This is a genomic window from Bacillus sp. ISL-4, from assembly GCF_018613275.1.
Classification (GTDB): Bacteria; Bacillota; Bacilli; order Bacillales; family DSM-1321; genus Peribacillus; species Peribacillus simplex_E.
Genome location: NZ_JAGGQN010000030.1, coordinates 56,200 through 82,940, shown reverse-complemented (window position 1 = coordinate 82,940; position 26,741 = coordinate 56,200). Strand labels below are relative to the sequence as shown.

25 protein-coding genes, 1 other RNA gene, 1 pseudogene and 1 other annotated feature are annotated in these 26,741 nt (G+C 43.8%); of the genes and pseudogenes, 22 read left to right on the top strand and 5 right to left on the bottom strand.

The genetic code is table 11. From position 1 onward, the window contains the following. The 10 genes and pseudogenes from J7J00_RS19060 to yajC form a co-directional block, all read left to right on the top strand. Positions 1-412: pseudogene (locus tag J7J00_RS19060) on the top strand (hypothetical protein); the annotation flags it as partial. Further along, the gene (locus J7J00_RS19055) at positions 402-1,349 is read left to right on the top strand and encodes a phosphotransferase (protein ID WP_214793511.1); all 948 of its coding nucleotides are present in this window, start codon (positions 402-404) and stop codon (positions 1,347-1,349) included. The pseudogene J7J00_RS19060 and the gene J7J00_RS19055, both read left to right, overlap by 11 nt. A gap of 102 nt (positions 1,350-1,451) precedes the next feature. Beyond that, positions 1,452-2,051, top strand: coding sequence for a YhcN/YlaJ family sporulation lipoprotein (locus J7J00_RS19050; protein ID WP_214793508.1), 600 nt, complete (start codon positions 1,452-1,454; stop codon positions 2,049-2,051). Positions 2,052-2,152: 101 nt separating this feature from the next. Then, positions 2,153-2,662 carry a BofC C-terminal domain-containing protein gene (locus J7J00_RS19045; protein WP_377391631.1) on the top strand — a complete coding sequence of 170 codons (510 nt, stop codon included), beginning with the start codon at positions 2,153-2,155 and terminating at the stop codon, positions 2,660-2,662. A gap of 376 nt (positions 2,663-3,038) precedes the next feature. Continuing rightward, a complete protein-coding gene (gene ruvA / locus J7J00_RS19040; RefSeq protein ID WP_098369652.1) occupies positions 3,039-3,653 on the top strand; it encodes a Holliday junction branch migration protein RuvA in 615 nt (204 codons plus the stop codon). A gap of 11 nt (positions 3,654-3,664) precedes the next feature. After that, positions 3,665-4,663, top strand: coding sequence for a Holliday junction branch migration DNA helicase RuvB (gene ruvB / locus J7J00_RS19035; protein ID WP_034308811.1), 999 nt, complete (start codon positions 3,665-3,667; stop codon positions 4,661-4,663). Next, complete coding sequence (locus J7J00_RS19030) at positions 4,660-4,866, top strand: DUF2905 domain-containing protein (protein ID WP_034308809.1); 207 nt, start codon at positions 4,660-4,662, stop codon at positions 4,864-4,866. Before ruvB ends, J7J00_RS19030 begins: the two co-directional genes overlap by 4 nt. A 38-nt stretch (positions 4,867-4,904) precedes the next feature. Further along, positions 4,905-5,933 carry a tRNA preQ1(34) S-adenosylmethionine ribosyltransferase-isomerase QueA gene (gene queA, locus J7J00_RS19025; RefSeq protein WP_214793505.1) on the top strand — a complete coding sequence of 343 codons (1,029 nt, stop codon included), beginning with the start codon at positions 4,905-4,907 and terminating at the stop codon, positions 5,931-5,933. Between the two features lie 30 nt (positions 5,934-5,963). Beyond that, positions 5,964-7,109 (top strand): tRNA guanosine(34) transglycosylase Tgt, encoded by a 1,146-nt coding sequence (gene tgt, locus J7J00_RS19020; protein WP_200949487.1) that lies wholly within the window; start codon positions 5,964-5,966, stop codon positions 7,107-7,109. 39 nt (positions 7,110-7,148) lie between these two features. Continuing rightward, on the top strand, positions 7,149-7,433 hold the full coding sequence (gene yajC, locus J7J00_RS19015) for a preprotein translocase subunit YajC (protein WP_214793502.1): 285 nt from the start codon (positions 7,149-7,151) through the stop codon (positions 7,431-7,433). A 46-nt stretch (positions 7,434-7,479) separates the two neighbouring features. Here yajC and J7J00_RS19010 read toward each other — a convergent pair whose 3' ends face one another. Then, entirely contained in the window at positions 7,480-7,851 is a 372-nt protein-coding gene (locus J7J00_RS19010) for a TIGR04086 family membrane protein (protein ID WP_214793499.1), read from the bottom strand. Positions 7,852-8,020: 169 nt separating this feature from the next. Between J7J00_RS19010 and J7J00_RS19005 the strand changes: the two genes are divergently transcribed. Then, positions 8,021-8,701: a DUF421 domain-containing protein gene (locus J7J00_RS19005; RefSeq protein ID WP_214793496.1), complete on the top strand. Its 681-nt coding sequence runs from the start codon at positions 8,021-8,023 to the stop codon at positions 8,699-8,701. A 28-nt stretch (positions 8,702-8,729) separates the two neighbouring features. Here the strand turns inward: J7J00_RS19005 and spoVB are convergent, their stop codons facing one another. Then, positions 8,730-10,292: a stage V sporulation protein B gene (spoVB, locus tag J7J00_RS19000; protein WP_214793493.1), complete on the bottom strand. Its 1,563-nt coding sequence runs from the start codon at positions 10,290-10,292 to the stop codon at positions 8,730-8,732. A 170-nt stretch (positions 10,293-10,462) separates the two neighbouring features. On the opposite strand from spoVB, the gene J7J00_RS18995 reads away from it, so the two are divergent. The 6 genes from J7J00_RS18995 (at position 10,463) to dtd (ending at position 19,226) form a co-directional block, all read left to right on the top strand. Further along, positions 10,463-10,768 (top strand): post-transcriptional regulator, encoded by a 306-nt coding sequence (locus tag J7J00_RS18995; protein ID WP_185150781.1) that lies wholly within the window; start codon positions 10,463-10,465, stop codon positions 10,766-10,768. A gap of 195 nt (positions 10,769-10,963) precedes the next feature. Further along, complete coding sequence (gene secDF, locus J7J00_RS18990) at positions 10,964-13,225, top strand: protein translocase subunit SecDF (RefSeq protein WP_214793491.1); 2,262 nt, start codon at positions 10,964-10,966, stop codon at positions 13,223-13,225. Positions 13,226-13,371: 146 nt separating this feature from the next. Further along, positions 13,372-15,747 (top strand): single-stranded-DNA-specific exonuclease RecJ, encoded by a 2,376-nt coding sequence (recJ, locus tag J7J00_RS18985; protein WP_214793488.1) that lies wholly within the window; start codon positions 13,372-13,374, stop codon positions 15,745-15,747. Then, positions 15,738-16,250, top strand: a complete 513-nt coding sequence (locus tag J7J00_RS18980) for an adenine phosphoribosyltransferase (RefSeq protein WP_214793485.1) — start codon at positions 15,738-15,740, stop codon at positions 16,248-16,250. The genes recJ and J7J00_RS18980 overlap by 10 nt, the downstream gene beginning before the upstream one ends. 318 nt (positions 16,251-16,568) lie before the next feature. Beyond that, positions 16,569-18,767 (top strand): RelA/SpoT family protein, encoded by a 2,199-nt coding sequence (locus J7J00_RS18975; protein WP_034308787.1) that lies wholly within the window; start codon positions 16,569-16,571, stop codon positions 18,765-18,767. 15 nt (positions 18,768-18,782) lie between these two features. Continuing rightward, entirely contained in the window at positions 18,783-19,226 is a 444-nt protein-coding gene (dtd, locus tag J7J00_RS18970; RefSeq protein WP_214793482.1) for a D-aminoacyl-tRNA deacylase, read from the top strand. Positions 19,227-19,301: 75 nt separating this feature from the next. On the opposite strand, the gene J7J00_RS18965 is transcribed toward dtd, so the two are convergent. Continuing rightward, the gene (locus J7J00_RS18965) at positions 19,302-21,071 is read right to left on the bottom strand and encodes an N-acetylmuramoyl-L-alanine amidase family protein (protein ID WP_214793479.1); all 1,770 of its coding nucleotides are present in this window, start codon (positions 21,069-21,071) and stop codon (positions 19,302-19,304) included. Between the two features lie 129 nt (positions 21,072-21,200). Here J7J00_RS18965 and J7J00_RS18960 point away from each other — a divergent pair, with 129 nt between their 5' ends. The 4 genes from J7J00_RS18960 (at position 21,201) to ssrS (ending at position 25,112) form a co-directional block, all read left to right on the top strand. Continuing rightward, entirely contained in the window at positions 21,201-21,374 is a 174-nt protein-coding gene (locus J7J00_RS18960) for a hypothetical protein (protein WP_034308777.1), read from the top strand. Positions 21,375-21,453: 79 nt separating this feature from the next. Further along, positions 21,454-21,690, top strand: a binding site (T-box leader). Between the two features lie 96 nt (positions 21,691-21,786). Next, entirely contained in the window at positions 21,787-23,058 is a 1,272-nt protein-coding gene (hisS, locus tag J7J00_RS18955; RefSeq protein WP_214793476.1) for a histidine--tRNA ligase, read from the top strand. 12 nt (positions 23,059-23,070) lie between these two features. Next, on the top strand, positions 23,071-24,840 hold the full coding sequence (gene aspS / locus J7J00_RS18950) for an aspartate--tRNA ligase (RefSeq protein WP_214793473.1): 1,770 nt from the start codon (positions 23,071-23,073) through the stop codon (positions 24,838-24,840). 86 nt (positions 24,841-24,926) lie between these two features. Beyond that, a non-coding RNA gene (gene ssrS / locus J7J00_RS18945) (6S RNA) lies at positions 24,927-25,112 on the top strand. A gap of 48 nt (positions 25,113-25,160) precedes the next feature. Here the strand turns inward: ssrS and J7J00_RS18940 are convergent. Beyond that, complete coding sequence (locus J7J00_RS18940) at positions 25,161-25,343, bottom strand: hypothetical protein (protein WP_214793470.1); 183 nt, start codon at positions 25,341-25,343, stop codon at positions 25,161-25,163. Positions 25,344-25,566: 223 nt separating this feature from the next. Between J7J00_RS18940 and J7J00_RS18935 the strand changes: the two genes are divergently transcribed. Continuing rightward, positions 25,567-26,520 (top strand): NERD domain-containing protein, encoded by a 954-nt coding sequence (locus J7J00_RS18935; protein ID WP_214793468.1) that lies wholly within the window; start codon positions 25,567-25,569, stop codon positions 26,518-26,520. On the opposite strand, the gene J7J00_RS18930 is transcribed toward J7J00_RS18935, so the two are convergent. Further along, a complete protein-coding gene (locus J7J00_RS18930) occupies positions 26,490-26,711 on the bottom strand; it encodes a hypothetical protein (protein ID WP_214793466.1) in 222 nt (73 codons plus the stop codon). The two genes, J7J00_RS18935 and J7J00_RS18930, sit on opposite strands and share 31 nt — an antisense overlap. Positions 26,712-26,741 lie beyond the last annotated feature (30 nt).

The window sequence follows — 26,741 nt, the reverse complement described above, 5'->3', positions numbered from 1 at the left end:
GATGGGCGGCCAAAACCCAGGTCAGCCAGGTATGATGATGGGCGGCCAAAACCCAGGTCAGCCAGGTATGATGATGGGCGGCCAAAACCCAGGCCAGCCAGGTATGATGATGGGCGGTCAAAACCCAGGTCAGCCAGGTATGATGTTCGGCCAAAACCCAGGCCAGCCAGGTATGATGGGCGGCCAAAATGGAGGCCAGCCAGGTATGATGGGTGGTCAAAACCCAGGCCAGCCAGGGATGATGCCGGGACAATTTGGTGGTCAGCCAGACATGATGCGCGGTCAGCTTGGTGGTCAGCCGGAAGCTATGTTACCTGGACAAATGGGAGGCCAGCCAGGCCAATTCGGGGGCGTTCGTGCGCCTGATACATTTGGGATACCGACATATGTAGATGAAAGCGATGACTACTAATTATCAAGGAGACAGTGTCTTTAACACTCGTCTCCTCTCTTATTTAAATCGTAAGCCAAAGAATGTCCACCATATTCAAAGCAGTGTCTATTTATTAACTTTTGAAAAGGGTCATCCTATGATCCTTAAAGGATTCGACAGTTTTGAAAAATGGGATCGGCAAAGGGAATTGACTTCTTTGTTAAAACAAAAGGGATTTCATCAAACGTATTATATTCATCAGAATCTAATGCCCTTTCAATTTAAAGGGAAATGGTTTGGCAGTATGGACTATTTTCCGCCAAGCAAGAAAAAATTCAGATACTCCAATAATAAGGACCGCTTAGAGGGCATTCAGTTACTGGAAAGCTTCCATGATGTGTCGGAACATATCTCCATTAACGCTCCTGTGTTCAATCAATCAAAAAAGTGGAAAGAACGCTTATCACTATTTAAAAAGAACTTTTCATATGTTCGCCAATATGTTTCCGAAGATATTATCAAGGAATGGGTTAGATGGGGTGAATGGTCGCTAGAGGGGTTTGATAAAAATCAGTCTTTATGGAATAAGGAAAAGAAAGTCATTATTCATGGTGATTGTGCCCACCATAATTTCTTGAGGAGGGCGGACGGCACATTGACCTTAATCGATTTTGACTTAATGGCGAATGCCCCGAGGTGCATTGATTATTTACAGTATGCAAATCGAATTTCTCCTCATTTGGATGATGCGGCCACCGAACTGTGGGAAGTTCCGCAAATGCAAAGGTATCAGTCAGACCTGGCCTTTTTATATGCTTTAACTTATCCTACCGATATTTTCCGTGAATGGAATCGTCTTAATAAAAGTTCTTCCCAGCTTCATTCGGTCTGGAAAATGACCGTGGAAGGTTTTTCGGAGCGGATGGAGATGAATGAAAAATTGGCGGAAAGGATTTCTTCCCTTAATAGGAATTAAAACGGGATTTTGGCCGTATCTTACAGAGTACATTTTCCGTTCGACACCCATGCTAATTATGAGCGGAATATAGCTCATTCTATTGCAATGGGAGGGTTATTGGTGCAGAAAATAAAATGGGCACATCCGCTTTGTACGGTATTGGCCGCCGTCAGTTTGGTTGGATGTGCTAATAATGATACAGCGGAAAATGAAAATATCACCAATGATACAGGGTACCATAAAAAAGATGCATTGGTACGCAACATCAATTATGAGAATATGGTGCAAGGTTTATACGATAAAGATGATGCGTACAGTAAGAGTGATCGTAACTACCATGGACATGAAAGTAAACCGCTTAAGGCAAAATCATCTTATTATAATTCTTATGAAGGTGCTTTTGCCGATAAAGTAAATGGTATCGCCAATAAAATGGAGCCGGTCATCGATGCCAGGACAATCATCATGAAAGATGAAATGCTGGTAGCCTTGCGGCTTGATGACTACAGCCAAGCAAAAGCTGTTAAAGAAAGAATCAAGACGGAAATCGGACCCCTTACCAATGGCCGTACCCTATATGTAACCACCGATGAAGGTGTCTATTTCAGGACGATGACACTTGATAACAATCTTCGGGATGGCGATACGAGGGAAATGGTCATTTTGGATGCCAATGACATGTTCGATAACCTTAACATTCACGAAAATCACTTGAAATAAATAGTGGGCTGACCCGGTACGGAGTCAGCTCTTTTTGATTTTTTTCTGGTTAATAATCCTTATTTGGGGTCAAACTACATAAAAAGTAAACGCCTTAAGAGGTGAATATATTGATTAATCAACTTAGAATCCAATTTTTCATGACGCTTTTCATATTGCCAATTTGCTTAACCGTTTTTGCCGAAGAAACCGTTCAAAAGGAAAATGATCCTATTGAAAGGAAGGTCATTCTTCAGCGTATGTATCTGGATGGCGAATTAAGTGAAGAGAAATTGACAGAAACAATTTGGTCGATGGAGGACTTTTGGTCAAAATATGAAGGATGGAAAGTGGTCGATCAAAACGAAGAGCAGATTGTCATGAAGAAAATTGAAAATGACATATCGCCGCTTTTAAAAGCGAATGGTTACCTTGGGATGAGGGAAGATGGTACGTTATCCATTTTTATCGGAAGGCCCGAGCATGCCAAAATCATTCATACTTTCTACCAAATAGACGTTGGTAAACTTGAAGCATACAAGCAGGAGGAACTGCAAAAAGGGATTCCGATCATGAATAAAGACCAATATAAACAGCTCATTAAAGAATATGAGCCATATTCGGTAAACTAGGATGGGATGACACCCATCCTCCAGACTGTAGATACACTCGATGAAAATCGGGTTTGTCTGCAGTTTTTTTAGGGTTTGTACAATTTGAACGTTGACTTCAGGCACTCGCTTTCCGCCCTATGCGCCTTTATGCTGCGGTGTCCTCTGGACGCACTTTTCCCGCAGGAGTCGCGCACACCCGTTCCAATACCTTGTTTAAAATATAGATAGAACCCCATTTGTCTACAAACTGTAGGAAGGGATAATACCTCAAATGTAATGAAACGGGATATCCTTCATTGTAAAAGTCTTTGCGTCTACTAAATAACTTTTAATGAACAACACCCCCTTTTTATGATAAAATGAGAGGTACAGCAAAATCAGGGAGAGAATTAATTTGTATGATTATATAAAAGGCAAGGTCGATTATATTGGGCCTGAATACATAGTTGTGGAAAATGGGGGGATCGGATATCAAGTGATGACACCGAATCCTTTTATTTTTTCCGCTCAATACCAGAAAGAAATTCAAGTTTTCTTGTATCATTATGTTCGTGAGGATATGGCCGCATTATACGGGTTTCAGACTCGTCAAGAAAAGGCGTTATTCACAAAATTATTGAATGTAACGGGAATCGGGCCGAAGGGTGCTCTAGCCATATTGGCATCAGGCCAGGTTGATCAGGTGGTACAGGCGATCGAAAATGAAGATGAATCGTTTTTGGTGAAATTCCCGGGAGTCGGAAAGAAAACGGCACGGCAGATGATTCTCGATTTAAAAGGGAAACTTGAGAACATTATTCCGGATGCGTTCCCAAGCTTGTTTAACGAAGGCGTAACGGCTGCACTCAGTCCAAATGGCTATACGGAGGAATTGGATGAAGCCATTCTTGCATTGAAGGCTCTTGGTTATTCTGAAAAGGAAATCCAAAAGGTTGCCAAGAAATTACAGGCTGAAGACATGACGACCGAGCAATATATTAAGAAAGCATTGCAAATGATGTTAAGATAAGGAGTGGCGCAATGGAGGAGAGAATATTCAATCAGGAAGCCGATTTGAACGAACTGTCCTTTGAACAAAGCCTGCGGCCGCAAAACTTAAAGCAATATATCGGACAGGATAAAGTGAAAGCGAATTTAAGTGTATACATCGAAGCGGCAAGGATGCGTGAAGAAACGCTCGATCATGTACTTTTATATGGACCGCCTGGTCTTGGAAAGACGACGCTTGCCGTCATCATCGCCAATGAAATGGGTGTAAATATCCGCACGACTTCCGGCCCCGCCATTGAGCGGCCAGGAGATCTGGCGGCCATTTTGAGTGCACTTGAACCAGGTGATGTATTGTTCATTGATGAGATTCACCGTCTTCCACGTGTCGTTGAAGAAGTGCTATATCCGGCTATGGAGGACTTCTGTCTGGATATTGTAGTCGGTAAGGGACCGGAAGCCCGTTCGATCAGGATCGACTTGCCGCCGTTCACCCTCGTAGGGGCCACGACGCGTGCAGGCTCATTGTCTGCACCGCTCAGGGACCGTTTTGGTGTCTTGAGCCGTCTTGAATATTATACGGAAAACCATTTGACTGATATCATCATCCGCACAGCAAGAATCATGGATACGGAGATGGATGATCAAGCAGCAGCCGAGCTTGCAAGAAGGTCAAGGGGCACCCCGAGAATTGCCAATCGGCTTTTACGGAGGGTCCGGGATTTCGCCCAGGTGCGCGGGGATGGTACGATAACGGCCGAGCTTGCCGATTATGCGCTTGAATTAATGCAGGTCGACCGTTTAGGACTCGATCATATTGACCATAAATTACTTAAAGGGATCATTGAAAAATTCCGTGGCGGACCAGTGGGTCTTGAAACGATTGCGGCAACGATTGGCGAAGAGGCACATACGATCGAAGATGTGTATGAACCATATCTGTTACAAGTCGGTTTTCTTCAGCGTACCCCAAGAGGCCGGATGGCAACACAGCTAGTATATGAGCATTTCGGCATGGAGATGCCTGAATGATGAATATACCAAAAATGGTTATGATTTTGGGAGTAATTATATTCGTGATTGGTTTTGCGATGAAATATATTCATCTCGGCAGGCTGCCGGGAGATATTTTTCTGAAAAAGGGGAATACGACGTTTTACTTTCCTATCGTTACATCAATCATCGTCAGTGTTGTGTTGTCCGCCATTTTTTATTTGATCGGCCGTTTTAAATAATGATTACAGCTTGATAGACAAGTAAGGAAGTGGAACAGATGAAATTGGATATGTTTGATTTTCATTTACCGGAGGAACTGATTGCCCAAGTTCCTTTGGAAGATAGGGAATCCAGCAGATTGATGGTGCTGGACAAAGAAACCGGTAAGCTACAGCATGATGTATTCAGCCATATCACGGAATATATTAAACCTGGTGACTGTCTTGTGTTAAACGATACGAAAGTACTGCCGGCACGGCTATACGGCAGTAAAGAGGAAACAGGTGGAAAAGTAGAAGTTTTGCTGTTGAAACAAGAACATGATGATGTATGGGAGACACTTGTAAAGCCAGCGAAACGCATTAAAGAAGGCACGACAATCATCTTTGGCGATGGTAAGCTGAGTGCCGTCTGCACAGGTGTACTTGAACATGGCGGTCGAATCCTAAAGTTTCAATATGAAGGTATCTTTTATGAGATATTAGAGGAACTTGGCGAAATGCCGCTGCCACCATATATCAAGGAACAGCTCGACGACCAAGACCGCTATCAAACGGTATATGCGCGTGAACGCGGGTCGGCTGCAGCCCCAACGGCAGGGCTGCACTTTACGGAGCATTTGCTTGAGAAACTTAAAGGCATGGGCGTTCATATCGCTTTTATCACGCTTCATGTTGGACTAGGTACGTTCCGACCTGTCAGCGTGGACGATATTGACAGTCACGAAATGCATTCGGAATTTTACCAAATGACGGAAGGCACAGCTAGATTACTGAATGAAGTGAAAGAAAAAGGCGGGAAAATCATCACGGTCGGCACTACGTCCACAAGGACATTGGAAACGATTGCGTCCCGTCATGATGGAGTTTTTAAGGAAGAGAATGGCTGGACGAGCATCTTCATTTATCCTGGTTATGAGTTCAAAGGGATCGATGCGATGATTACGAACTTCCATTTACCGAAATCAACTTTAATCATGCTTATTTCTGCACTTGCAGGCAGGGAGCATGTCCTTCATGCCTATGAAACGGCAGTGGAAGAAAAATACAGGTTCTTTAGTTTTGGCGATGCGATGTTAATTAAGTAATATAAGAGTGATATGCTCTTGAAGGGAGTTATTGCGTTGACTGCAATACGATATGAGTTAATCAAAACATGTAAACAGACAGGGGCTCGGTTAGGCCGGGTTCACACGCCGCATGGTTCTTTTGAAACGCCGGCATTTATGCCGGTTGGAACGATGGCTACTGTCAAAACGATGTCCCCGGAAGATTTGAAACAAATGGGGGCAGGCATCATCCTGAGCAATACGTACCACTTATGGCTGCGTCCGGGGCATGAAATCATCAAGGAAGCTGGCGGATTGCATAAGTTCATGAACTGGGATCGGGCGATTTTGACGGACTCCGGCGGCTTTCAAGTCTTCAGTTTGAGTGAATTCCGTAAAATTGAAGAAGAGGGCGTACATTTTAGAAACCATATCAATGGTGATAAATTATTTTTATCTCCGGAAAAAGCGATGGAAATACAAAATGCACTTGGCTCTGATATTATGATGGCATTCGATGAATGTCCGCCATTCCCGGCAACCGAAGAGTATATGAAGAAATCGGTTGAACGGACATCACGCTGGGCAGAACGCTGCTTGAATGCGCATGAGCGTCCAAAAGATCAAGGGTTGTTCGGTATCGTTCAGGGTGGAGAGTTTGAAAATCTTCGTAAACAAAGTGCGAAAGACCTTGTCTCCCTTGATTTCCCGGGTTATGCTATTGGAGGACTATCTGTTGGGGAACCGAAGGATATCATGAACCGTGTCCTTGAATTTACAAGTCCATTACTGCCAACTAACAAACCGCGTTACCTAATGGGAGTCGGTTCACCGGACTCATTGATTGATGGTGCGCTCCGCGGCGTCGATATGTTTGATTGCGTACTCCCTACACGTATTGCACGTAATGGTACGTTGATGACAAGCAATGGCCGACTGGTTGTGAAAAATGCGAAGTATGCCCGTGATTTTGGTCCAATAGATGAAAATTGCGATTGTCATGTTTGTAAAAATTATAGCCGGGCTTATATCCGCCATTTGATTAAATGTGAAGAAACCTTTGGTATTCGTCTTACGACTTATCATAATCTTCATTTTCTGTTAAACTTGATGGAACAGGTCAGACAAGCTATTCGAGAAGATCGCCTTGGAGACTTTAGGGAAGAGTTTTTTGAACAATATGGTTTCAATAAGCCAAATGCAAAAAACTTCTAATTCCATAAATATTTTAAAGAATGAAAGGAGTGAAGAAAAATGGGTAGTTTAACACAAATACTTCCGTTAATTTTAATGTTCGTATTGTTCTATTTCTTATTAATCCGTCCGCAGCAAAAACGCCAGAAGACTACGCGAAACATGCAAAGCAGTTTGAAAAAAGGTGATAAAGTTGCAACTATCGGCGGCATGCACGGAACAATCGATGCAATCGATGAATTGCAAATTGTCATTAAATCACCAGACGGTTCAAAGCTTACATTTGACCGTGCTGCCATCCGTGAAATTACGGAAAGCGCACCGAATAAAGAAGTATCCGTATAAGACAAACGAAAACCGGGCCATGTGCCCGGTTTTTTTGCTGTGTTTTTTAATCGGTGCGGGAGTCGGAACTCATGTTGACCCCAAGCACGCCGCCCATCATGGCCGTAATCACAAAACAGCCATAGTATATCCATTGCTTGATGGTGAAAAGTGCATCGTGACCTAAATATTGAAAAAGGAACACGACCAACAGATAAAGCAGCCCAGTACTCCCGCCCAAGAATAGTCCTTGCCTTTTCCCTTTGCCTCCTGAAATGAATCCACCAATGAACAGCGATAAAAAGGACACGATCATGATCACGTATGTCAGGGATGATTCCGTCAGTGAAGTAAAACGAAGAAGGATGGAAACGATTAAACTAGCAATCATCACTATGGCAAAGATGGAGCCTACGCCATAAATTACGGCGACACTCATTTTTTTAGTTTCGATGGGTATTCCTCCTTTTTGAAAGGCTGATACGTATAGCCTGTTTATGTGTTTGTACAAGCATATTCCCGATATCGAACCTTTAGACCAGGTTTAAGGAGCTTCCCGCAAAATTAGAAAAGAATATGGAGTAATATTTCAGTTCCCAAGCCATGCTATGGATGAAGGATGTGGTATTGAAGTGGATATCCTGGCTATTATTTTTAGAACAACAGTGATCTATCTAGTCATCTTAATCCTTTTTCGAATGATGGGTAAGCGGGAAGTTGGGGAATTGAGCATTCTTGATTTAGTGGTATCCATCATGATCGGGGACATTGCCGTTCTATCCTTTGAAGATTTGGATAAACCATTTTTCAGGCAAATCATTCCGATGTTCGTTCTTGCTTTCATCCAAATAATATTGGCTTTCATTTCATTGAAAAGCATTAGATTTCGAAACATCGTGGACGGTACGCCGCAGATCATCATCAATCAAGGGAAAATAGATGAAAAAGCGATGCGTAAGCAACGATATACTTTCGATGATTTATTGACCCAGCTGCGAGAACAGGGAATTAGTGATTTAAATGAGGTGCAATTCGCAATCCTCGAATCTACCGGGAAGCTTTCGATCATCAAGAATACCAAAGGCAAAAGGTCTAAAACCAAGGAAACACCATATCCCCTTATAATTGACGGGGAGATACAGGAGAGGAATCTCGATAGAATTGGCAAAAATCATTTTTGGCTCCGGCACCAGTTGAAAAGGCTGGGAGAAACGAAGATTAAAGAGATTTCGATTTGTGGGTACATAGATGGCCAATTTTATATCGATAAAAATGAAACGAAGAAATGACCGAAGCCTTTTAATGCTTCGGTTCATTTTATTTCCAAGCGAATTTTGATAAAAAGCCGCCCACTACAGGAATCCTGATCAGATCCGCCTTTTTTATGCTGCCGGTCATGAGCAGGAAAAATGTGAATAGCATGATAACGACCGTCACGGAAAAAATAAGCCTTGTGCCAAGTGGCAGTGAGGAAAGCGGGAATTGATAAAGATAATAACCGCCCCATCCTGAAATTAAAGCAAGGACCAGAGCTGATATATAGCTGCGGAAATGAAGCGTGAAAGGGACAACCTTCAGCACGGTTGAAAAATGCAGGAAGGTAACGAGCATCGTACCGACAGCTATCCCGATTGCGGCACCCATGATCCCGAAACTTTCCTTTGACGCCAGCAGCCAGATCACACCGATTTTAAGGATGTTCCCAGCCAGGCTGTTGAACATTGCGGCCTTTGCAAGATCCAGTGCTTGCAGCATGGATTGCAGCGGATATTGAAAGTAATAAAGGATGAAAAAAGGTGCCAGGAATTTAATGAAAACAGCCGCATGCGAAGAGCCATACATGACTTGTAAAATCGGTTCGGCAAAGATGAACAGAATGACGATAGCTAAACAGCCTGTAATAAAGGTAATTTTCAGGGCCTGCTGAAGCCTGTGTTCAACGAGTAAAAAGTTTCCGGTCGTACGGGCTTCACTCACTGCCGGGACAAGTGCCGTCGCCAACGATGATGTAACGAAAGATGGAAGCATGAGCAAAGGCAGTGCGTACCCTGTCAGCTCACCGTATTGACTGGTGGCTGCGGCCGCGGTGACTCCGGCGATTGCCAAACTTTGGGCGACCACTATCGGTTCGAAAAACCACGAAACCGATCCGATCATCCTGCTACCGGTGGAAGGAAGGGCGATCCCCATCAATTCCGTGAACGTTCCCTTTCCGGATTTGACATTCTTGAAGAAACCCTTTCTGAACTTAAAATGTTTCTTTATTTTAAAGCTGGTCAATAAGTAGATGAGAGATACAAGTTCACCGATAATCGATGCGAACATCGCGCCGGCTGCAGCATATTCAATTCCATATGGCAAAAAGGCCTTCGTCAGGACGGCTATGAAAGTGATTCTGGCCACCTGTTCGATAACTTGTGAGAAAGCGAAGGGCTTCATATTTTGCTTGCCTTGGAAATAACCGCGCAGTACGGATGAGATGGCGATGATCGGTACGATAGGGGCAATCGCCATGAGCGGCCATACCGTCCGTTCATCAGTGAAAAGGTATTCTGAGAGAACCGGCGCGAAAAGCAGCATCGCTGGAGTGAAAATCATCGAAAGAGTAAAGGTGCAGGCCAAAGAGACGACAAGGATTTTCTTGATTTTCCGCTCATCACCCCTGGCATTGGCCTCAGCCACGTATTTCGAAATGGCGATTGGCAGGCCTAACTGGGTTATGTTCACGACGAGAAAGAGGGTCGGTAAAGCCATCATATATAAACCAACGCCTTCTTCGCCGATGAAGCGGGCGATGACAATGCGGTTAATGAAACCAAGAACCCTTGTAATCAGGCTTGCGATTAATAATATCAGCGTCCCTTTTAAAAATTTGGACATTGAACTCCCTCCCTGCCTTCTCAAAAAAGCGGTTATGCTATACAATTATCTATATGCTTGTACTTGGACAAAGCATGACAAAAGTGTTTGTTTGCGTTCTAACAAATGATCGAAATCCTTCTAAGAAAATGCGCATTTATTTGAGAATCATTTTTACTGGAGGCAAAGTGATGGCAAAAAAAAATCATCCCTATCAAAGGTATTATCTAAAGGTACGTCCATTTTTGAAGAGCAAGCGTGAGGAATTCCAAATGGTCGGATTGAATGCCGTAACGGAGGAAGACATTTGGGGAACTTTAACCAAAAATAAATGGAAGCGTCCGCAGGAAAGCATTCACCTTCATGAACTTGTCGCAGATATCGTGACATTTTCGAGCAACCAGTTCATGACCTTCCAAATGGTTGAAGCATATAAATCACCAAACCTATTAGAGCCGCTTTCTGAAGAAGAACTGAAGGAACTTTTTAAAGAATAACGCAAAGATATACTTAAATTGACAGCTGTTTGTATATGACTCATAATAGATATGGTTATGCTTTTTTTGGAAAAAGCAGGGAAGCTGTGTCCTTTTTCTCAAGAAGCAAAGGGTATGCAGTTATCATCTAAACTAAAAATGACAGTTTTTTTAACTTCAGGAACAGGCGTATTATAGAAAGGGGCCTACTACATAATGGTAAAAAGAAGCAGGATCGTTGCGTTTTTTCTAATCGCACTATTGATTTTCGCAGCGATGGGGACGACTTCAAAAGGAATCCTAAAGGATATCAAGCTGGGTCTTGATCTTCAAGGCGGTTTTGAAGTGTTATATGAAGTAAAACCGCTGTCTGGGGAAAAGATCACCCCGGATGTTTTACGGGCTACAGTAAGCTCGCTTGAGCGGCGTGTCAATGTTTTGGGCGTTAGCGAACCCAACATTCAAATCGAAGGGAAAGACCGGATCCGCGTTCAATTGGCTGGAGTCAAAGACCAAAACAACGCTCGCGAAATCCTCTCGACACAAGCTAAATTATCTTTCCGTGACTACAACGATAAGGAAATGATGACCGGTGCCGACCTTAAAGAAGGCGGCGCGAAACAAACGTTCCAAGATAATAAACCGGTTGTCGAAGTCACATTGAAAGACGTAAATAAATTTAAGGACATCACTCAAAAAATATCCTCGATGCCAAGTCCGACTAATGTACTTGCAATCTGGTTGGATTTCGAGGAAGGAAAAGATTCCATCAAGGATACAGCCTCACAGGACAATATGATATCCGCTCCGGCTGTCAGTGAAGTTTTCAATACGAAGAAGGTGTATATTACCGGTCAATTCACGGTGGAAGAAGCGAAAGAGCTTGCAGCCCTTCTGAATGCAGGTGCTTTGCCTGTAGATTTAAAAGAAAAGTATTCCACTTCTGTAGGTGCCCAGTTCGGTGCAGGTGCACTGCATGATACTATTTTTGCAGGAATCATCGGAATTGCACTTGTTTTTATCTTCATGCTTGTGTATTACCGCTTCCCGGGATTCATTGCAGTCGTCACTTTAAGCATATACCTTTTCTTGACGCTTTTAGTGTTTGATTGGATGAATGCGGTCCTTACGCTGCCTGGTATTGCAGCATTGGTACTCGGGGTCGGGATGGCTGTAGATGCCAATATCATAACCTATGAGCGAATCAGGGATGAATTGAAACTTGGCAGATCGGTTAAAGCGGCTTATAAAGAAGGTACCAAGAATTCACTTGCTACAATCACGGATGCCAACTTAACGACCCTGCTGGCTGCGGCTGTTCTGTTCTATTATGGAACAAGCTCGGTTAAAGGGTTTGCCACCACTTTGATCATTTCGATTTTAATGAGTTTCATTACAGCCGTCTATGGTACACGCCTCTTCATGAGCCTGTGGGTGAATAGCGGGTTCCTGGACAAACGTGCATCGTGGTTTGGCGTGAAGAAGAAATACATTCACGATTTATCCGAGAAAATGAATTTAATGTCATTGCCAACACGCTTTGATAAAATCGATTTCGTCAAACATCGGAAAGTTTTTTATGGCCTTTCAATCGGTGTCACCATTATCGGGATCATTTTCCTGCTCGTCTTCAGATTGAATCTTGGGATTGATTTCACGAGCGGTACCCGAATCGAGATTGCGTCCAAAGACGTCTTGACGACTCAGCAAGTCAAAAGCGAAATGGGCAAGGTCGGCATAGATGAAAAGGATATCAAGGATGTCAGGCTCGCTGGAAAAGAAAATAAAAATGCTGTCGTTCGGACAGTCGGTGTCCTCGATAAACAGGAAATCGCTGAATTGAAGGACCATTTCAAGAAGGATTACGGAGCGGAACCGAATGTCAGCACCGTTTCGCCGACAGTCGGAAAAGAGCTTGCGAAAAATGCCATGTTTGCGTTAGCGATCGCATCAATCGGAATCATATTGTATGTATCGATACGATTTGAATGGCGAATGGCCGTACCTGCCGTGGTCGCGCTCATACATGATGCCTTCTTCATCATCACGATTTTCAGCTTGCTCCGGCTCGAAGTGGATATCACCTTCATTGCTGCGGTTCTGACGATCGTCGGTTATTCGATCAATGATACGATCGTAACCTTTGACCGTATTCGTGAAAACCTGCGCTTCAGCCGTAAAATCAAAACCGTCGAAGAACTTGAGAACATTGTGAACATCAGTATCAGGCAAACTTTGACGAGATCCATTAACACGGTTCTGACCGTTCTCATCACGGTCATCGCGTTGATGATCTTCGGCAGTGAAGCTATCCGTAACTTCTCCATTGCCCTGTTTATCGGTTTAATATGCGGCGTGTATTCATCGCTATTGATCGCTTCCCAATTCTGGCTTGATTTGAAAATCAGGGAATTGAAGAAGAAAGGTCCGCTGAATACCGCGAAAGAAAAGAAACAAAGTCTTGAAGGACAAGTTTAATATGTGAGAGGGGGCTGGCATGATGCCAGCCTTCTTTTTATTTAACTAAGCTTATCGAACAGGGAATTACAGCCAATTATGAGTTTAAAATAAAATTGAAACTGGTATATTCGTTTTGTATAATGAGTAAGTTGAGGGGTGAATAAATGTTAAAGCCAAAAACCCGGTGGAACTTACGAACTGCCGATGAAAACAAAGTTGCTGTACTAGCTGAAGAGCTTCATATCACACCTTTGGTTGCAGCCCTGCTTGTGAATCGAGGCCTGGATACGATTGAAAGTGCCCGATCATTTTTATTTGTAAAAAATCAAACTTTTCATGATCCATTTTTATTGAAGGATATGGATAAAGCGGTATATAGAATAAGAGAAGCGATTCAAAATGGAGAAAAAATACGTATATTCGGTGATTATGATGCGGATGGCGTGACATCGACCACAGTGATGATGACGGCGCTGACGAGATTGGGGGCCGATGTTGACTTTTATATCCCGAATCGGTTTACAGAAGGATATGGTCCGAATCCGATGGCATTCCGCCTTGCAGCCGAGCAAGGGGTGAAGGTATTAATAACCGTCGATACCGGAATTTCTGCAGTCGATGAAGCGAAACTTGCCGGCGAGCTTGGCATGGATTATATTTTGACCGACCACCATGAACCGGGACCGGAACTGCCTGAGGCATTGGCAATCATCCATCCTAAACTTGAGGACAGTTCCTATCCATATAAAGAGCTTGCCGGAGTAGGGGTCGCATTTAAGCTGGCACACGCCTTGCTTGGGGAATTGCCTGAGGATTTGCTTGAGATAGCAGCAATCGGTACGATAGCGGATTTAGTGCCTTTACAAGGGGAAAACCGCGTCATTGCTGCGAAAGGGATCGAGCAGTTACGTTTGACGCGCCGCCCGGGACTTGTTGCCTTAATGAAAGTGGCGAATGTTCAGCAGGAAGCATTGAATGAAGAATCGATTGGCTTTGCGATGGCACCGCGGATCAATGCTGTCGGGCGCCTTGGAGATGCTGACCCCGCTGTCGATTTATTGATGTCCACAAACCTGGAAGAAGCAACGGAACTTGCCAATGAAATCAATGATATCAATAAAGAGCGGCAGGAAATGGTTGCGGCAATGGCGGAAGAAGCGATTGCTGAAGTCGAGGAGAACTTCCCGCCGGAGTCCAATGGCGTGCTCATCATCGGCCGGGAAGGCTGGAACGCCGGAGTTGTGGGGATTGTGGCCTCTAAACTTGTTGAACGCTTTTACCGGCCGACGATTGTATTGAGCTATGACCGGGAAAAGGGATTAGCTAAAGGTTCTGCTCGGAGCATCGCCGGTTTCGATCTATTTCAAAGTCTTTCCGCCTGCCGTGAAATGCTGCCTCATTTCGGTGGACATCCGATGGCTGCTGGAATGACCTTGAAAATTGAAGATGTTCAGGAGCTCAGGGACCGCATGAACTCGATTGCGAAGGAACAACTGAACGAAGAGGACTTCACACCCATTACAAACTTGGACGGAGCAACGACTTTAGCTGAAGTTTCCATTCAAACGATTCAGGAAATGAGCTTGCTGGCGCCATTTGGGGTTACGAATCCTAAACCGAAGATTTTGATAGATTCCGTCCAGCTTTCAAGTGTCCGCAAAATTGGTGCCAACCAAAATCACTTGAAGGTCCAGCTGGAAGATGGTGAAAATCACAAACTTGACGGTGTGGGCTTCGGTCTCGGTCATTTTGTCGATGAAATAGCTCCGCACGCTGAAGTTTCGGTTATTGGTGAGCTTTCCATCAATGAGTGGAATAATATGAAAAAGCCCCAAATCTTTGTCCAGGATGTCTCGGTAAACCATTGGCAGTTATTTGATTACCGCGGCAAGGGACAGGCAGAGAAGTGGCTTGCCGACATTCCAGTACAAAACCGGAAGATCGTCATTTTCTCGGAAGATATTTATCGCAGATATCCATTTTTGCAAAACCATCCAGATCTTGTTCATATCAAGAGTGAATTGGATGCAGAGCAGCTCGACTGCTTCGAAGGTCATTTGGCATTTATGAACATGCCGCCGTCCAGGGAATATTTGAAACGGTTGATTGCCAATAAGACCCCTTCGCGTATCTACGCTCACTTTTCCCATGAACAGGACCATTTCTTAAGTACGATGCCAACAAGGGATCATTTTAAATGGTTTTATGCCTTCCTTGCCCAAAAGGGTCCGCTTGACGTGAAAAGATATGGTGATGACCTGGCCAAATATCGCGGCTGGTCAAGAGATACCGTGGATTTCATTTCTAAGGTGTTTTTTGAGCTTGATTTTGTTACAATAGAGAATGGGTTAATTATGCTCACAACCAATGCGAAAAAACGCGATCTCAGTGAATCTGAATCGTTTACAAGAAAGAAAGAGCAATTTGAGCTTGAACAAGAGCTTGTTTATTCTTCCTATCAGCAATTATTCGATTGGTTCAATCATTATTTAGTTCATGAGGCAACAGACCATGAGGAGGAAACAAAGCAATGGATTTAAAGCAATTTGTAACAATTGTGCAAGACTGGCCAAAACCGGGTATTGTCTTCAAAGATATTACAACATTAATGGATAACGGCGCAGCTTATAAATACGCAACAGACCAAATCGTCGAGTACGCTCGCGATAAAAATATCGACTTGGTGGTCGGGCCGGAAGCACGCGGATTCATTATCGGATGTCCAGTTGCATACTCATTGGAAGTGGGCTTTGCGCCAGTGAGAAAAGAAGGAAAACTTCCACGTGAAACGATAAAAGTCGAATATGGATTAGAATATGGCAAGGATGTATTGACAATCCATAAAGATGCCATTAAACCGGGACAGCGTATCCTGATTACGGATGATTTGCTTGCTACCGGGGGAACAATCGAAGCGACGATCAAATTGGTTGAACAGCTTGGCGGAATTGTAGCCGGGATTGCATTCCTTATTGAATTGACCGATTTGGATGGTAAAGATAAATTAGACGGCTATGATGTCTTGACATTAATGAGCTTTTAATAAACGAGAGCACTCTTACTAGGGTGCTCTTTTTCTGTTTTTACTCATTTTAGCTGGATTTTGTCGAATTTCCAGTGAAAAAATGCACTATTCTTAATAAAATACACGTTTAACTCTTTACATCCTTGCCTTTTTTTTCGATAATAGTAATAATAAAGAGTTTTTCTGCTAATAAGTTTATTTGCACTTTATCCGTTTAAGCGGATTTATTTTTTTTCGCAAAAATTGTCACGTTTTGCAGAATAAAGGGAAGTGCTACCAATCATACTCAATCCGGATCATATCCGGTGGCAGTTAAAGTGGGGTTAAGGTGATTAAATGGCTAATGATCAAATATTGACTGCCGAGCAGGTTGTGGAACGGGCCAGCTTATATCTTCAGCCGGAAGAAGCTGAATTTATCCATAGAGCGTTTAAGTATGCAGAGTATGCTCACCGAGAACAATTCCGTAAATCGGGAGAGCCGTATATTATTCATCCGATTCAAGTGGCGGGCATTCTGGCTGATCTTGAAATGGACCCTGCAACCATTGCGGCAGGTTTTTTACATGATGTTGTGGAAGACACGGAGATCACTTTGAAGGATATTGAAGAAAATTTCAGTCCTGAAGTCGCCATGCTTGTGGATGGCGTGACCAAGTTAGGGAAAATCAAATACAAATCACAGCAGGAGCAACAGGCGGAAAACCATCGGAAAATGTTCGTGGCGATGGCCCAGGATATACGGGTCATCTTGATCAAGCTTGCGGACAGACTGCATAATATGCGGACATTGAAACATTTGCCGCAGGAAAAGCAGAGAAGGATATCGAACGAGACGCTGGAAATCTTCGCACCGCTTGCCCATCGTCTTGGTATCAGCACGATTAAATGGGAACTGGAAGATACTGCACTAAGGTATTTGAATCCTCAGCAGTATTACCGAATCGTCAACCTGATGAAGAAAAAGCGTGCAGAACGTGAAAACTATCTGGAAGAAGTCATTGATGAAGTGCGTAAAAACGTTGAGGAAGTCAACATTAAGGCTGACCTATCTGGCAGGCCGAAACATATATACAGCATTTATCGCAAAATGGCTTTGCAGAATAAGCAGTTCAGCGAAATTTATGATTTGCTTGCAGTTCGGATCGTCGTCAATAGCATAAAAGATTGTTATGCCGTTTTAGGGATCATCCATACATGCTGGAAGCCGATGCCTGGCCGATTCAAAGACTATATCGCGATGCCGAAGCCGAATATGTATCAATCACTCCATACGACGGTGATCGGACCGAAAGGCGATCCGCTGGAAGTGCAGATCCGTACTTCCGATATGCATCGCATTGCCGAGTTCGGGGTTGCCGCGCACTGGGCTTATAAAGAGGGAAAAGATGTCGGTGAACAGCCTTCACTGGAAGAAAAATTGACATGGTTCCGGGAAATTCTTGAATTCCAGGATGATGCGACTAATGCCGAGGAATTCATGGAATCCCTTAAAATAGATCTTTTTTCTGATATGGTATTCATTTTCACTCCAAAAGGCGATGTCATTGAACTGCCATCAGGATCCAACCCGATTGATTTCGCTTACCGGATTCACTCGGAAATCGGAAATAAAACGATTGGTGCCAAAGTGAACGGGAAAATGGTACCGCTGGATTATAAACTGAAAACTGGCGACATCATAGAAATCTTAACATCGAAGCATTCATATGGTCCAAGTCAGGATTGGCTTAAGCTAACGCAAACATCTCAAGCGAAAAATAAAATCCGCCAATTTTTCAAGAAGCAGCGCCGGGAAGAAAATATCGAAAAAGGCAAAGAGCTTGTTGAAAAGGAAATCAAGGATATGGAGTTCGACCTGAAGGAAATCCTGGCTGCCGAGAATATCAGGCGTGTTGCGGATAAATTCAACTTCCTGAATGAAGAGGATATGTATGCAGCAGTCGGATATAACGGAATAACAGCCCTACAGGTAGCTAACCGCCTTACCGAAAAATGGCGTAAGCAGAAAATGGTCGAGCAAGAAGCAGATATTTCTGAAGCGGTAGCCGATCTGAAAACCTTCTCCAATACATCTAAAAAACGTGACTCAGGCGTACAGGTACCGGGGATTGATAACCTGCTTATCCGTTTATCACGCTGTTGCAACCCAGTTCCAGGGGACGAAATCGTTGGTTATATAACCAAAGGCCGTGGAGTTTCAGTTCATAGACAAGATTGCCCGAACCTGGATAGCGGGGATGCCGATCATCGCCTCGTACCGGTTGAATGGGAAAGTACGATTAATGAACGCAAGGAATACATCGTAGAAATTGAAATCAGCGGCTATGACCGTCGCGGCTTATTAAACGAAGTGCTGCAAGCCGTCAATGAAACCAAGACCAACATTTCAGCGGTCTCGGGTAAATCCGACAGGAATAAGGTGGCGACCATTCACATGTCGATTTATATTCATAACATTGCCCATTTACAAAAGGTCGTCGACCGCATAAAACAAATTTCAGATGTTTATTCCGTCAGAAGGATAATGAACTAAGGAGTTTTTATTGCCATGCGTGTTGTTTTACAACGTTCCAAAGCGGCAAAAGTCGTTGTCGCAGACCAAATAATCGGGCAAATAGACAGCGGGCTCGTCCTGTTGGTTGGTATCACCCATGGGGATACCATCGATGACGCCGCCTATTTGGCCGATAAGATTGTCAATCTAAGAATATTTGAAGATGAAAATGAAAAGATGAACCATTCACTATTGGATGTGGGAGGTTCGATTTTATCAGTTTCACAATTCACCTTATACGGCGATTGCCGTAAAGGCCGTCGCCCCAACTTCATGGACGCCGCCCGTCCTGAAGAGGCGAATGAATTATATGAAGCATTTAACGAGGAACTCCGCAAGAAAGGCGTCCATACGGAAACAGGTCAATTCGGTGCCATGATGGATGTTCAGTTTACAAATGACGGTCCCGTTACATTAATACTTGAAAGCAAAAAATAACCTGCTGCGGCAGGTTTTTTTGTTGGGGTAAGAGCAGAAAAGCCCGCTTCGATGCGAAGCGGGCTTTTCTGCTCTTTATTTAAAATACCGCGCCAATCCATTATAGATGGCCGATGTGACTTTTTCTTGATACTCATTCGATGTTAACGTCAATTCTTCCACTGGATTACTTAAATAACCTAGTTCAATGAGTGTAGCTACCCGTTTATTTTCACGGATAACATGAAAATTCCCGTATCGTGATCCACGATTGGGCACCTGCATGGTAGAACCAAGTGAATTGGCCAGTGTAGCCGCCAATGCACGCTGATAGTCATGATAGTAGTATGTTGTTATCCCGCTGGTGATCTGGTCCTTGGTGCTATCATAATGGAGGCTGATGAAAGCATCCGCGTTATGTATATGTGAAGTGCTGACCCGGGAAGGGAGTGGAACATAGGTATTTCCGCTTCTGGTCTGGATCACTTTAGCTCCTGCCGCCTGAAGTTTGTCCCGCAGCAATTCTGCCGTTCGAGTCGTCAGGTTTTTCTCAAGTGTTCCACCGACGCCGATTGTACCGCTATCCCTGCCGCCATGTCCGGGATCGATCACAATGGTTTTATCCTTTAAGTATTTCTCAACGCCAGGCCGTTGGATCTGCTCGGGATTCCCTTCGATGGTAACGATCCATCCAGCCACATAAGCTGTTTTTCCGCCCTTAAGTTTAATGGAATACCAGTCGCCTTCCATACCTGATGCGGAGAACGTTTCACCTGCATTGGCCTGCTCTACAATCTCTGAGTTGCCATCAGGCTCACTCCTAAGGATCGTACCATCATGAATGATGGTAATCTTGTTTCCTTTTACATCAACCTTTTTTTCCTTCGCCGTTTTTTCAACATTCTCTTTTTCCAGGTACCAATTCACGACCCAGCCCTTTTTTGAACCGGAGAGCTTTATCTGTGTCATATTTCCCTTTGTTTGCAGCACGGCGTAAGTCTCATCCTTGTTCACCGAACCGATGACCTTGCTTGAGAGAGAGGCTTCTTTCCTGACATTTAATCCCGCAGCTGTCACCCTTGCAGTGGCGCCTGCCGTTTCATTTTTCATAGCTACTTTATCTTCGCTTACTTGTATGTAAGGTTCAGCTACCCAACCGCGGACGCCTTGGAAATCTATTTCAACCCATTCATTTTCAACCCTGTAAACGGTCACTGACGTATTTTTATTCAGCTTTCCGAGCGAGGCACTGCTTGTCGATGGTTCCGAACGGACATTGAGCCGGTCCACCAATGTTACACCGGTTTTTACGGATTGATTCGTTTGTTTTTCCTTAGTTGAATCTTTCTTCGCTGCATTTCCTGATGAGGCGGGAAGCTTCAAGTAGTCAGATGAGACCCACCCTTCGATATCCGCCGTTTTGACCTTTATCCAATTTTCATTCTTTTCAATGATGTCAACAGCCGTTCCTTTACTTAAGGATCCAACTGTTTGAAATGTAGTGCCGGGCCCTGTACGGACGCGGACGGAGCTGCCTGTTATCATGCCTTGTCCGGATTCCTTTTTGACCTGATTGGTATGGGACCCCGTTTGTTTCTCCACTAACCAATTGGCAACCCAGCCCGTTTTTCCGGCGCCAATCGAGATTTCGATCCAGTCGCCATCTTCATTCAGAATGGGATACGAGTCCCCTTTTTCCAGTTTTTTAACGATAGGGAAACTGAGGCCTGCACCTTCACGGACATTGACCACTTGGGTCGTCACGATATTTTCCCCTTCATCTTTTCCAAAAGCGTGATTGACGGGGAAAATCGCTGATAATATCAGCATCAGTGTCAGGCCGAATAAACCCGATTTCTTCTTCATAAGTTGTCTCTCCCTTTTAATGTCTATATGTATGTATTCTCGTTCAATAAAAATTTCCCTCTTTCCCTGTGCAAAAAACATTTTTTTTAGGAAAGAATAGAGCTTATATAACTCTAGGAGGGAAACCACATGAAATTCAGCGAAAAAGATCAAACGAGCTTAAGCGGAGGCAATCAAGTACTGGGTGTCGATTTTCACGATTTCATTCAAAAGGAACAAAGCGCAAACCTTGTTGAATTGGCATCCGAATTCGGGGTCAATGTCCGGACGATCAAAAATTTGAAAAAACGTTTGAACCAATAAAATGCGACAAAACTCCTCAGTCTGCCTTGACATTTGATGTTAACGTCCGTATGATTATAAAATATCAGACTTATTACTGCAATAACCAATGATGGAGAAGAGTAATTAAGAAACACATGAAAAGAGAGGAAATGCCGAGGCTGAAAGCATTCCACATGATGACTTAATGAAAGAACCCTCCGTAGGCTTCACTCCGAACGGATTTACTTAATAGGAGATGGACGTAAAACAGGCGTTAACTGTTTTTGAGCGGAGGCACTTTTTTTGTGCTTCAACTAGGGTGGCACCACGGGATATTCAAACTCTCGTCCCTTGTAACGGATAAGTTACAAGGGGCGGGAGTTTTTTGTTTGGAAAAATCAGTATAGCGCCGTATCAGAAAGGGCGTCTTGCTTTAAAGGAGGAAACACACATGTCTATTCAGATTCCTAGAGGTACCCAGGATTTATTGCCTGACCAAACGGAAATTTGGCAGTATATCGAGAACACAGCGCGTGAGATTTGTCACCGTTACCAATATAAAGAAATCCGCACACCGATTTTTGAGCATACGGAATTATTTCTACGTGGAGTAGGGGATACAACCGATATCGTACAAAAAGAAATGTATTCATTTCAAGATCGCGGTGAAAGGAACTTAACCCTTCGTCCGGAAGGCACCGCATCGGTTGTACGGTCATATATCGAGAACAAAATGTTCGGGTGGGCTAATCAACCGGTCAAGCTTTATTATATCGGGCCGATGTTCCGTTACGAACGTCCGCAAGCAGGCCGGTTCCGCCAGTTCGTTCAATTCGGCATCGAAGCTTTAGGAAGTAAGGATCCCGGAATCGATGCAGAGGTTCTGTCGCTTGCGATGAACCTTTACAAGGAACTTGGTTTGAAAAAGCTGAAACTTGTGATCAACAGCCTTGGTGATAAGGAAAGCCGGACAGCGCATCGCAATGCGTTAATTAAACATTTCGAACCTCGCATCGGCGAGTTTTGCGGCGATTGTCAAAACCGTCTCGAAAAAAATCCTTTGCGTATCCTCGATTGTAAAAAGGATCACAATCACGAATTGATGAACACGGCTCCTTCCATCATTGAATATTTAAATGATGAATCCCGTATTTATTTCGAAAAGGTCAAACAGCACTTAACCGATTTGGAAATCGATTTCGTCGAAGATCCGACCCTAGTGCGGGGCTTGGATTACTATAATCATACCGCATTTGAAATCATGAGTGATGCAGAAGGCTTTGGCGCCATCACTACCCTTTGCGGAGGCGGCCGTTATAACGGGCTGGCTGAAGAACTTGGCGGACCGGAAACACCGGGAATCGGCTTTGCACTTAGCATTGAACGCCTGATTGCTGCCCTCGAGGCAGAAAACATCGAGCTTCCGATCAAAAAGGGAATTGACTGCTATCTTGTTTCATTAGGTGAAACAGCCAAGGATTATAACGTCAAACTTGCCCATCAATTGCGGAATGCCGGTTTTACCGTCGAAAAAGACTATCAAGACCGTAAAGTGAAAGCACAATTCAAATCAGCCGACCGCCTCGAAGCAAGATATGTGGCGACACTCGGGGATGATGAATTGGCAAATAATAAAATCAATGTGAAGTTCATGGAAACCGGTGAACAAGTCCAAATGGATCTTGCAACATTCGTTGAACAATTTAAAAAGCTACAGGCTTAAGGGGGAAATACCATGTTTGGCAGAACATACTTCAATGGTGAAGTGACAGAAGCGGCTATTGGTGAAAAAGTAACATTAAAAGGATGGGTACAAAAACGCCGGGATTTGGGCGGGGTCATCTTTATCGACCTACGTGACAGAAGCGGAGTTGTCCAAGTCGTTTTCAATCCGGACATCTCGGCAGACGCGCTGGCCACAGCCGAAAAGATCCGTAATGAATACGTCCTTGATATCCAAGGAACAGTCATCAAACGTGATGAAGCCAACTTCAATCCGAACGTAACAACAGGGACCGTCGAAGTTCAAGCTGAAAACGTTACAATTTTAAACGAAGCAAAGACCCCTCCATTCATCATTGATGAAAGAACGGATGTATCAGAAGACATCCGCTTGAAATATCGTTATTTGGACCTGCGCCGTCCAGCGATGTTCGAAACGTTGAAAATGCGTAACCAAACAACAAAAGCGATCCGTGATTACTTGGACGGTGAAGGCTTCCTTGATATCGAAACACCTATCTTAACGAAAAGTACACCTGAAGGAGCACGTGATTATTTAGTGCCTAGCCGTGTACACGAAGGTGAGTTCTATGCACTTCCGCAGTCACCGCAAATCTTCAAGCAACTATTGATGGTATCCGGTTTCGAACGTTATTATCAAATTGCCCGCTGTTTCCGTGATGAAGACTTACGTGCTGACAGACAGCCTGAATTCACGCAAATCGATATTGAAACAAGCTTCATGAGCCAAGAAGATATCATTAACACCGCTGAAAACATGATGGCTAAAGTGATGAAAGAAGTAAAAGGATTGGACGTAACACTGCCATTCCCTAGAATGACATACAATGAAGCAATGAGCCGTTACGGTTCCGACAAACCGGATACACGTTTCGGAATGGAACTTAAAGATGTTTCCGAAATCGTCAAAGACAGTGATTTCAAAGTGTTCACCGGCGCTGTTGCAAACGGCGGACAAGTTAAGGCGATCGTCGTTAAGGACGGAAATGCGGATTATTCCCGTAAAGATATTGATGCATTGGCTGAATTTGCAGCGATTTACGGTGCAAAAGGCCTTGCATGGCTGAAAGTTGAAGAAGACGGAGTAAAAGGGCCGATCGCCAAATTCTTCGCAGAAGATCAAGAGCAATTAGTATCTGCATTGGAAGCTGAAGTGGGCGATTTAATCTTATTCGTCGCGGATAAGAAAGGCATAGTCGCAGATGCACTTGGAGCACTTCGCAACAAGCTTGGTAAAGAAAGAGGCTTGATCGATCAAAGCAAATTCAACTTCCTATGGGTGACGGACTGGCCATTATTTGAATATGACGAAGAAGAAGGACGCTACTATGCAGCACACCATCCATTCACAATGCCTTTCCGTGAAGACATGGACAAACTGGAATCAGACCCAGCAAGCGTCCGTGCACAAGCATATGACCTTGTACTGAACGGCTACGAACTTGGCGGCGGATCACTGCGTATATTCGAGCGCGACGTTCAGGAAAAAATGTTCAAAGTACTTGGATTCTCCGAAGAAGAAGCAAACGCACAATTCGGCTTCCTAATGGATGCATTCGAATACGGAACGCCTCCACACGGCGGGATCGCCCTTGGACTGGACCGCATGATCATGCTGCTCGCAGGCCGCACGAACCTTCGCGACACCATCGCGTTCCCGAAAACAGCAAGCGCAAGCGACCTGCTCGTTGACGCACCGAGTACTGTAAGTGACAAGCAATTGGCCGAACTTAACCTAAGACTTGCTGCACTTAAAAAATAAACCATTTGGCAAAAATATGAAAAAATACCTAGGTGTTTTTTCTTGAAACAGAGTTAAGCATTATGATATGATATCTTCAATAAGTAAGAGTCCTGATGTGTTCGTTCTTTAACCTATAAGTTTTGACCGAACACTTATAGTTACCGGGAGCACTAGTTTCCTGGCCGCGTAAAAGCCTCCCTCGAAGAGGACTTACAAACGCGAGGAACCGAGCACCCACCTGCGGAGAGCGGGTTCAAAACAAAGGCGTAAACGGCACAATTGGGACTCTTACACCTTACAAAGCAACTCATGTTAAACAACATGGGTTTTTTTGTGCGTCAAAATATTAACTTACGAGTAAATGACGCGAATTCACGAGTAAATGTCGCAAACTCACGAGTAAAACGCAAATTCACGAGTAAATGGTGCGAACTCACGAGTAAATAGTGGAAACTCACGAGTAAATGGCGCAAACTCACGAGTAAATAGTGGAAACTCACGAGTAAATGGTGCAAACTCACGAGTAAAATGCAAATTCACGAGAAAATGGTGCGAACTCACGAGTAAAACGGCGAGAATTCACGAGTAAATGGTGCAAACTCACGAGTAAGCTACAAATCTCATGAATTAAACAGAGCAAACTCCCGGTAAAACGTCTGATTTCAGATCCTAGCAGGAAAAAAGGGCATTTACATAGAAGCTAAAGGAGAAGGAGTTGATGTATGGATGCTAAAACCGTGTGAAATGCCTATGAAAATGCTCAAACTGGAGGCATTAAGCAGGAGGCTCTCAGCAAATCATCCAAAACAGGAAAGAATCAGGAACGATTTTCAGAAAATCCGTACAGGATATAACGGGGAGCGGAGAATCGGAAAAGAGCTGAAGAATCTTCCGAAAGAATATTGTGTATTTCATGATTTGAGATTAAGCCCCGATGGGAGCCGTTATTTTCAAATGGATTTCCTAATATTCACCCGGAATTACTGTATCATCATTGAAGTAAAAAATTTTGCCGGAACGCTCTATTTTGACCGCACCTATCCCCAATTGATTCGGACAAAAGATGGACAGGAACAGGCATATCTGGATCCGCTAATCCAGGTTGACGTGCAAAAATCCCGATTAAATGATTGGCTTACTTTTAACAAATTTCCCTCGCTGCCGATAGAAACGCTCATTGCCAATGCAAACTCGAATGCCATCATCAGGACTACCCCAGGTTTTACCCCCATTTTCAAAAAAATCACGGGAAAAGAAACCCTGATTACCAAAATTCACACCCTTGAAGAAAAGTATCCTTCTGAGCAATTAACCCAGAGGCAGAGCAATAGACTCTCGAATACGATTCTGCATAAAAACACTCCGCATAATCCTGATATACTCGAATTGTATCAAATTGATGAGCAAGATCTGCTCAAAAGCGTTCAATGTCCTGAATGCTCTGCACCCCATATGCAATATCACTGGGGCAAATGGTCATGCAGTCAATGTTCTTACGCCGCGAAAGATGCCCACATTCAAACTCTTCGTGATTTTGCTCTCCTCATAAAACCCAATATAACAAATAAACAAGCACGGCTCTTTTTACAAATCGATTCAATTGATATCATGCAACGGATGCTATCTGCTTTGGAATTGCCTTATTCGGGGCAATTTAAAAATAGAGCTTATAAACTTGATGGATTAATTCGCGAGTAAATGTGCAAACTCACGAGTAAATGGCGTAAACTCACGAGTAAATGGCGTAAACTCACGAGTAAATGTGCAAACTCACGAGTAAATGGCGTAAACTCACGAGTAAATGGCGTAAACTCACGAGTAAATGGTGCAAACTCACGAGTAAACTGTGCTAATTCACGAGTAAATCGTGAAAATTCACGAGTAAACACGCCAAGAGTAAACGATCCAAACTCACGAGT

What these genes read in the sequence shown, in the direction of transcription:
- J7J00_RS19055 (WP_214793511.1), top strand. Translation starts at nt 402, where the DNA reads ATGACTACTAATTATCAAGGAGACAGTGTCTTTAACACTCGTCTCCTC.
- ruvB (WP_034308811.1), top strand. Translation starts at nt 3,665, where the DNA reads ATGGAGGAGAGAATATTCAATCAGGAAGCCGATTTGAACGAACTGTCC.
- J7J00_RS19030 (WP_034308809.1), top strand. Translation starts at nt 4,660, where the DNA reads ATGATGAATATACCAAAAATGGTTATGATTTTGGGAGTAATTATATTC.
- queA (WP_214793505.1), top strand. Translation starts at nt 4,905, where the DNA reads ATGAAATTGGATATGTTTGATTTTCATTTACCGGAGGAACTGATTGCC.
- yajC (WP_214793502.1), top strand. Translation starts at nt 7,149, where the DNA reads ATGGGTAGTTTAACACAAATACTTCCGTTAATTTTAATGTTCGTATTG.
- J7J00_RS19010 (WP_214793499.1), bottom strand. Translation starts at nt 7,851, where the DNA reads ATGAGTGTCGCCGTAATTTATGGCGTAGGCTCCATCTTTGCCATAGTG.
- J7J00_RS19005 (WP_214793496.1), top strand. Translation starts at nt 8,021, where the DNA reads ATGGATGAAGGATGTGGTATTGAAGTGGATATCCTGGCTATTATTTTT.
- spoVB (WP_214793493.1), bottom strand. Translation starts at nt 10,292, where the DNA reads ATGTCCAAATTTTTAAAAGGGACGCTGATATTATTAATCGCAAGCCTG.
- J7J00_RS18995 (WP_185150781.1), top strand. Translation starts at nt 10,463, where the DNA reads ATGGCAAAAAAAAATCATCCCTATCAAAGGTATTATCTAAAGGTACGT.
- secDF (WP_214793491.1), top strand. Translation starts at nt 10,964, where the DNA reads ATGGTAAAAAGAAGCAGGATCGTTGCGTTTTTTCTAATCGCACTATTG.
- recJ (WP_214793488.1), top strand. Translation starts at nt 13,372, where the DNA reads ATGTTAAAGCCAAAAACCCGGTGGAACTTACGAACTGCCGATGAAAAC.
- J7J00_RS18980 (WP_214793485.1), top strand. Translation starts at nt 15,738, where the DNA reads ATGGATTTAAAGCAATTTGTAACAATTGTGCAAGACTGGCCAAAACCG.
- J7J00_RS18975 (WP_034308787.1), top strand. Translation starts at nt 16,569, where the DNA reads ATGGCTAATGATCAAATATTGACTGCCGAGCAGGTTGTGGAACGGGCC.
- dtd (WP_214793482.1), top strand. Translation starts at nt 18,783, where the DNA reads ATGCGTGTTGTTTTACAACGTTCCAAAGCGGCAAAAGTCGTTGTCGCA.
- J7J00_RS18965 (WP_214793479.1), bottom strand. Translation starts at nt 21,071, where the DNA reads ATGAAGAAGAAATCGGGTTTATTCGGCCTGACACTGATGCTGATATTA.
- J7J00_RS18960 (WP_034308777.1), top strand. Translation starts at nt 21,201, where the DNA reads ATGAAATTCAGCGAAAAAGATCAAACGAGCTTAAGCGGAGGCAATCAA.
- hisS (WP_214793476.1), top strand. Translation starts at nt 21,787, where the DNA reads ATGTCTATTCAGATTCCTAGAGGTACCCAGGATTTATTGCCTGACCAA.
- aspS (WP_214793473.1), top strand. Translation starts at nt 23,071, where the DNA reads ATGTTTGGCAGAACATACTTCAATGGTGAAGTGACAGAAGCGGCTATT.
- J7J00_RS18935 (WP_214793468.1), top strand. Translation starts at nt 25,567, where the DNA reads ATGCCTATGAAAATGCTCAAACTGGAGGCATTAAGCAGGAGGCTCTCA.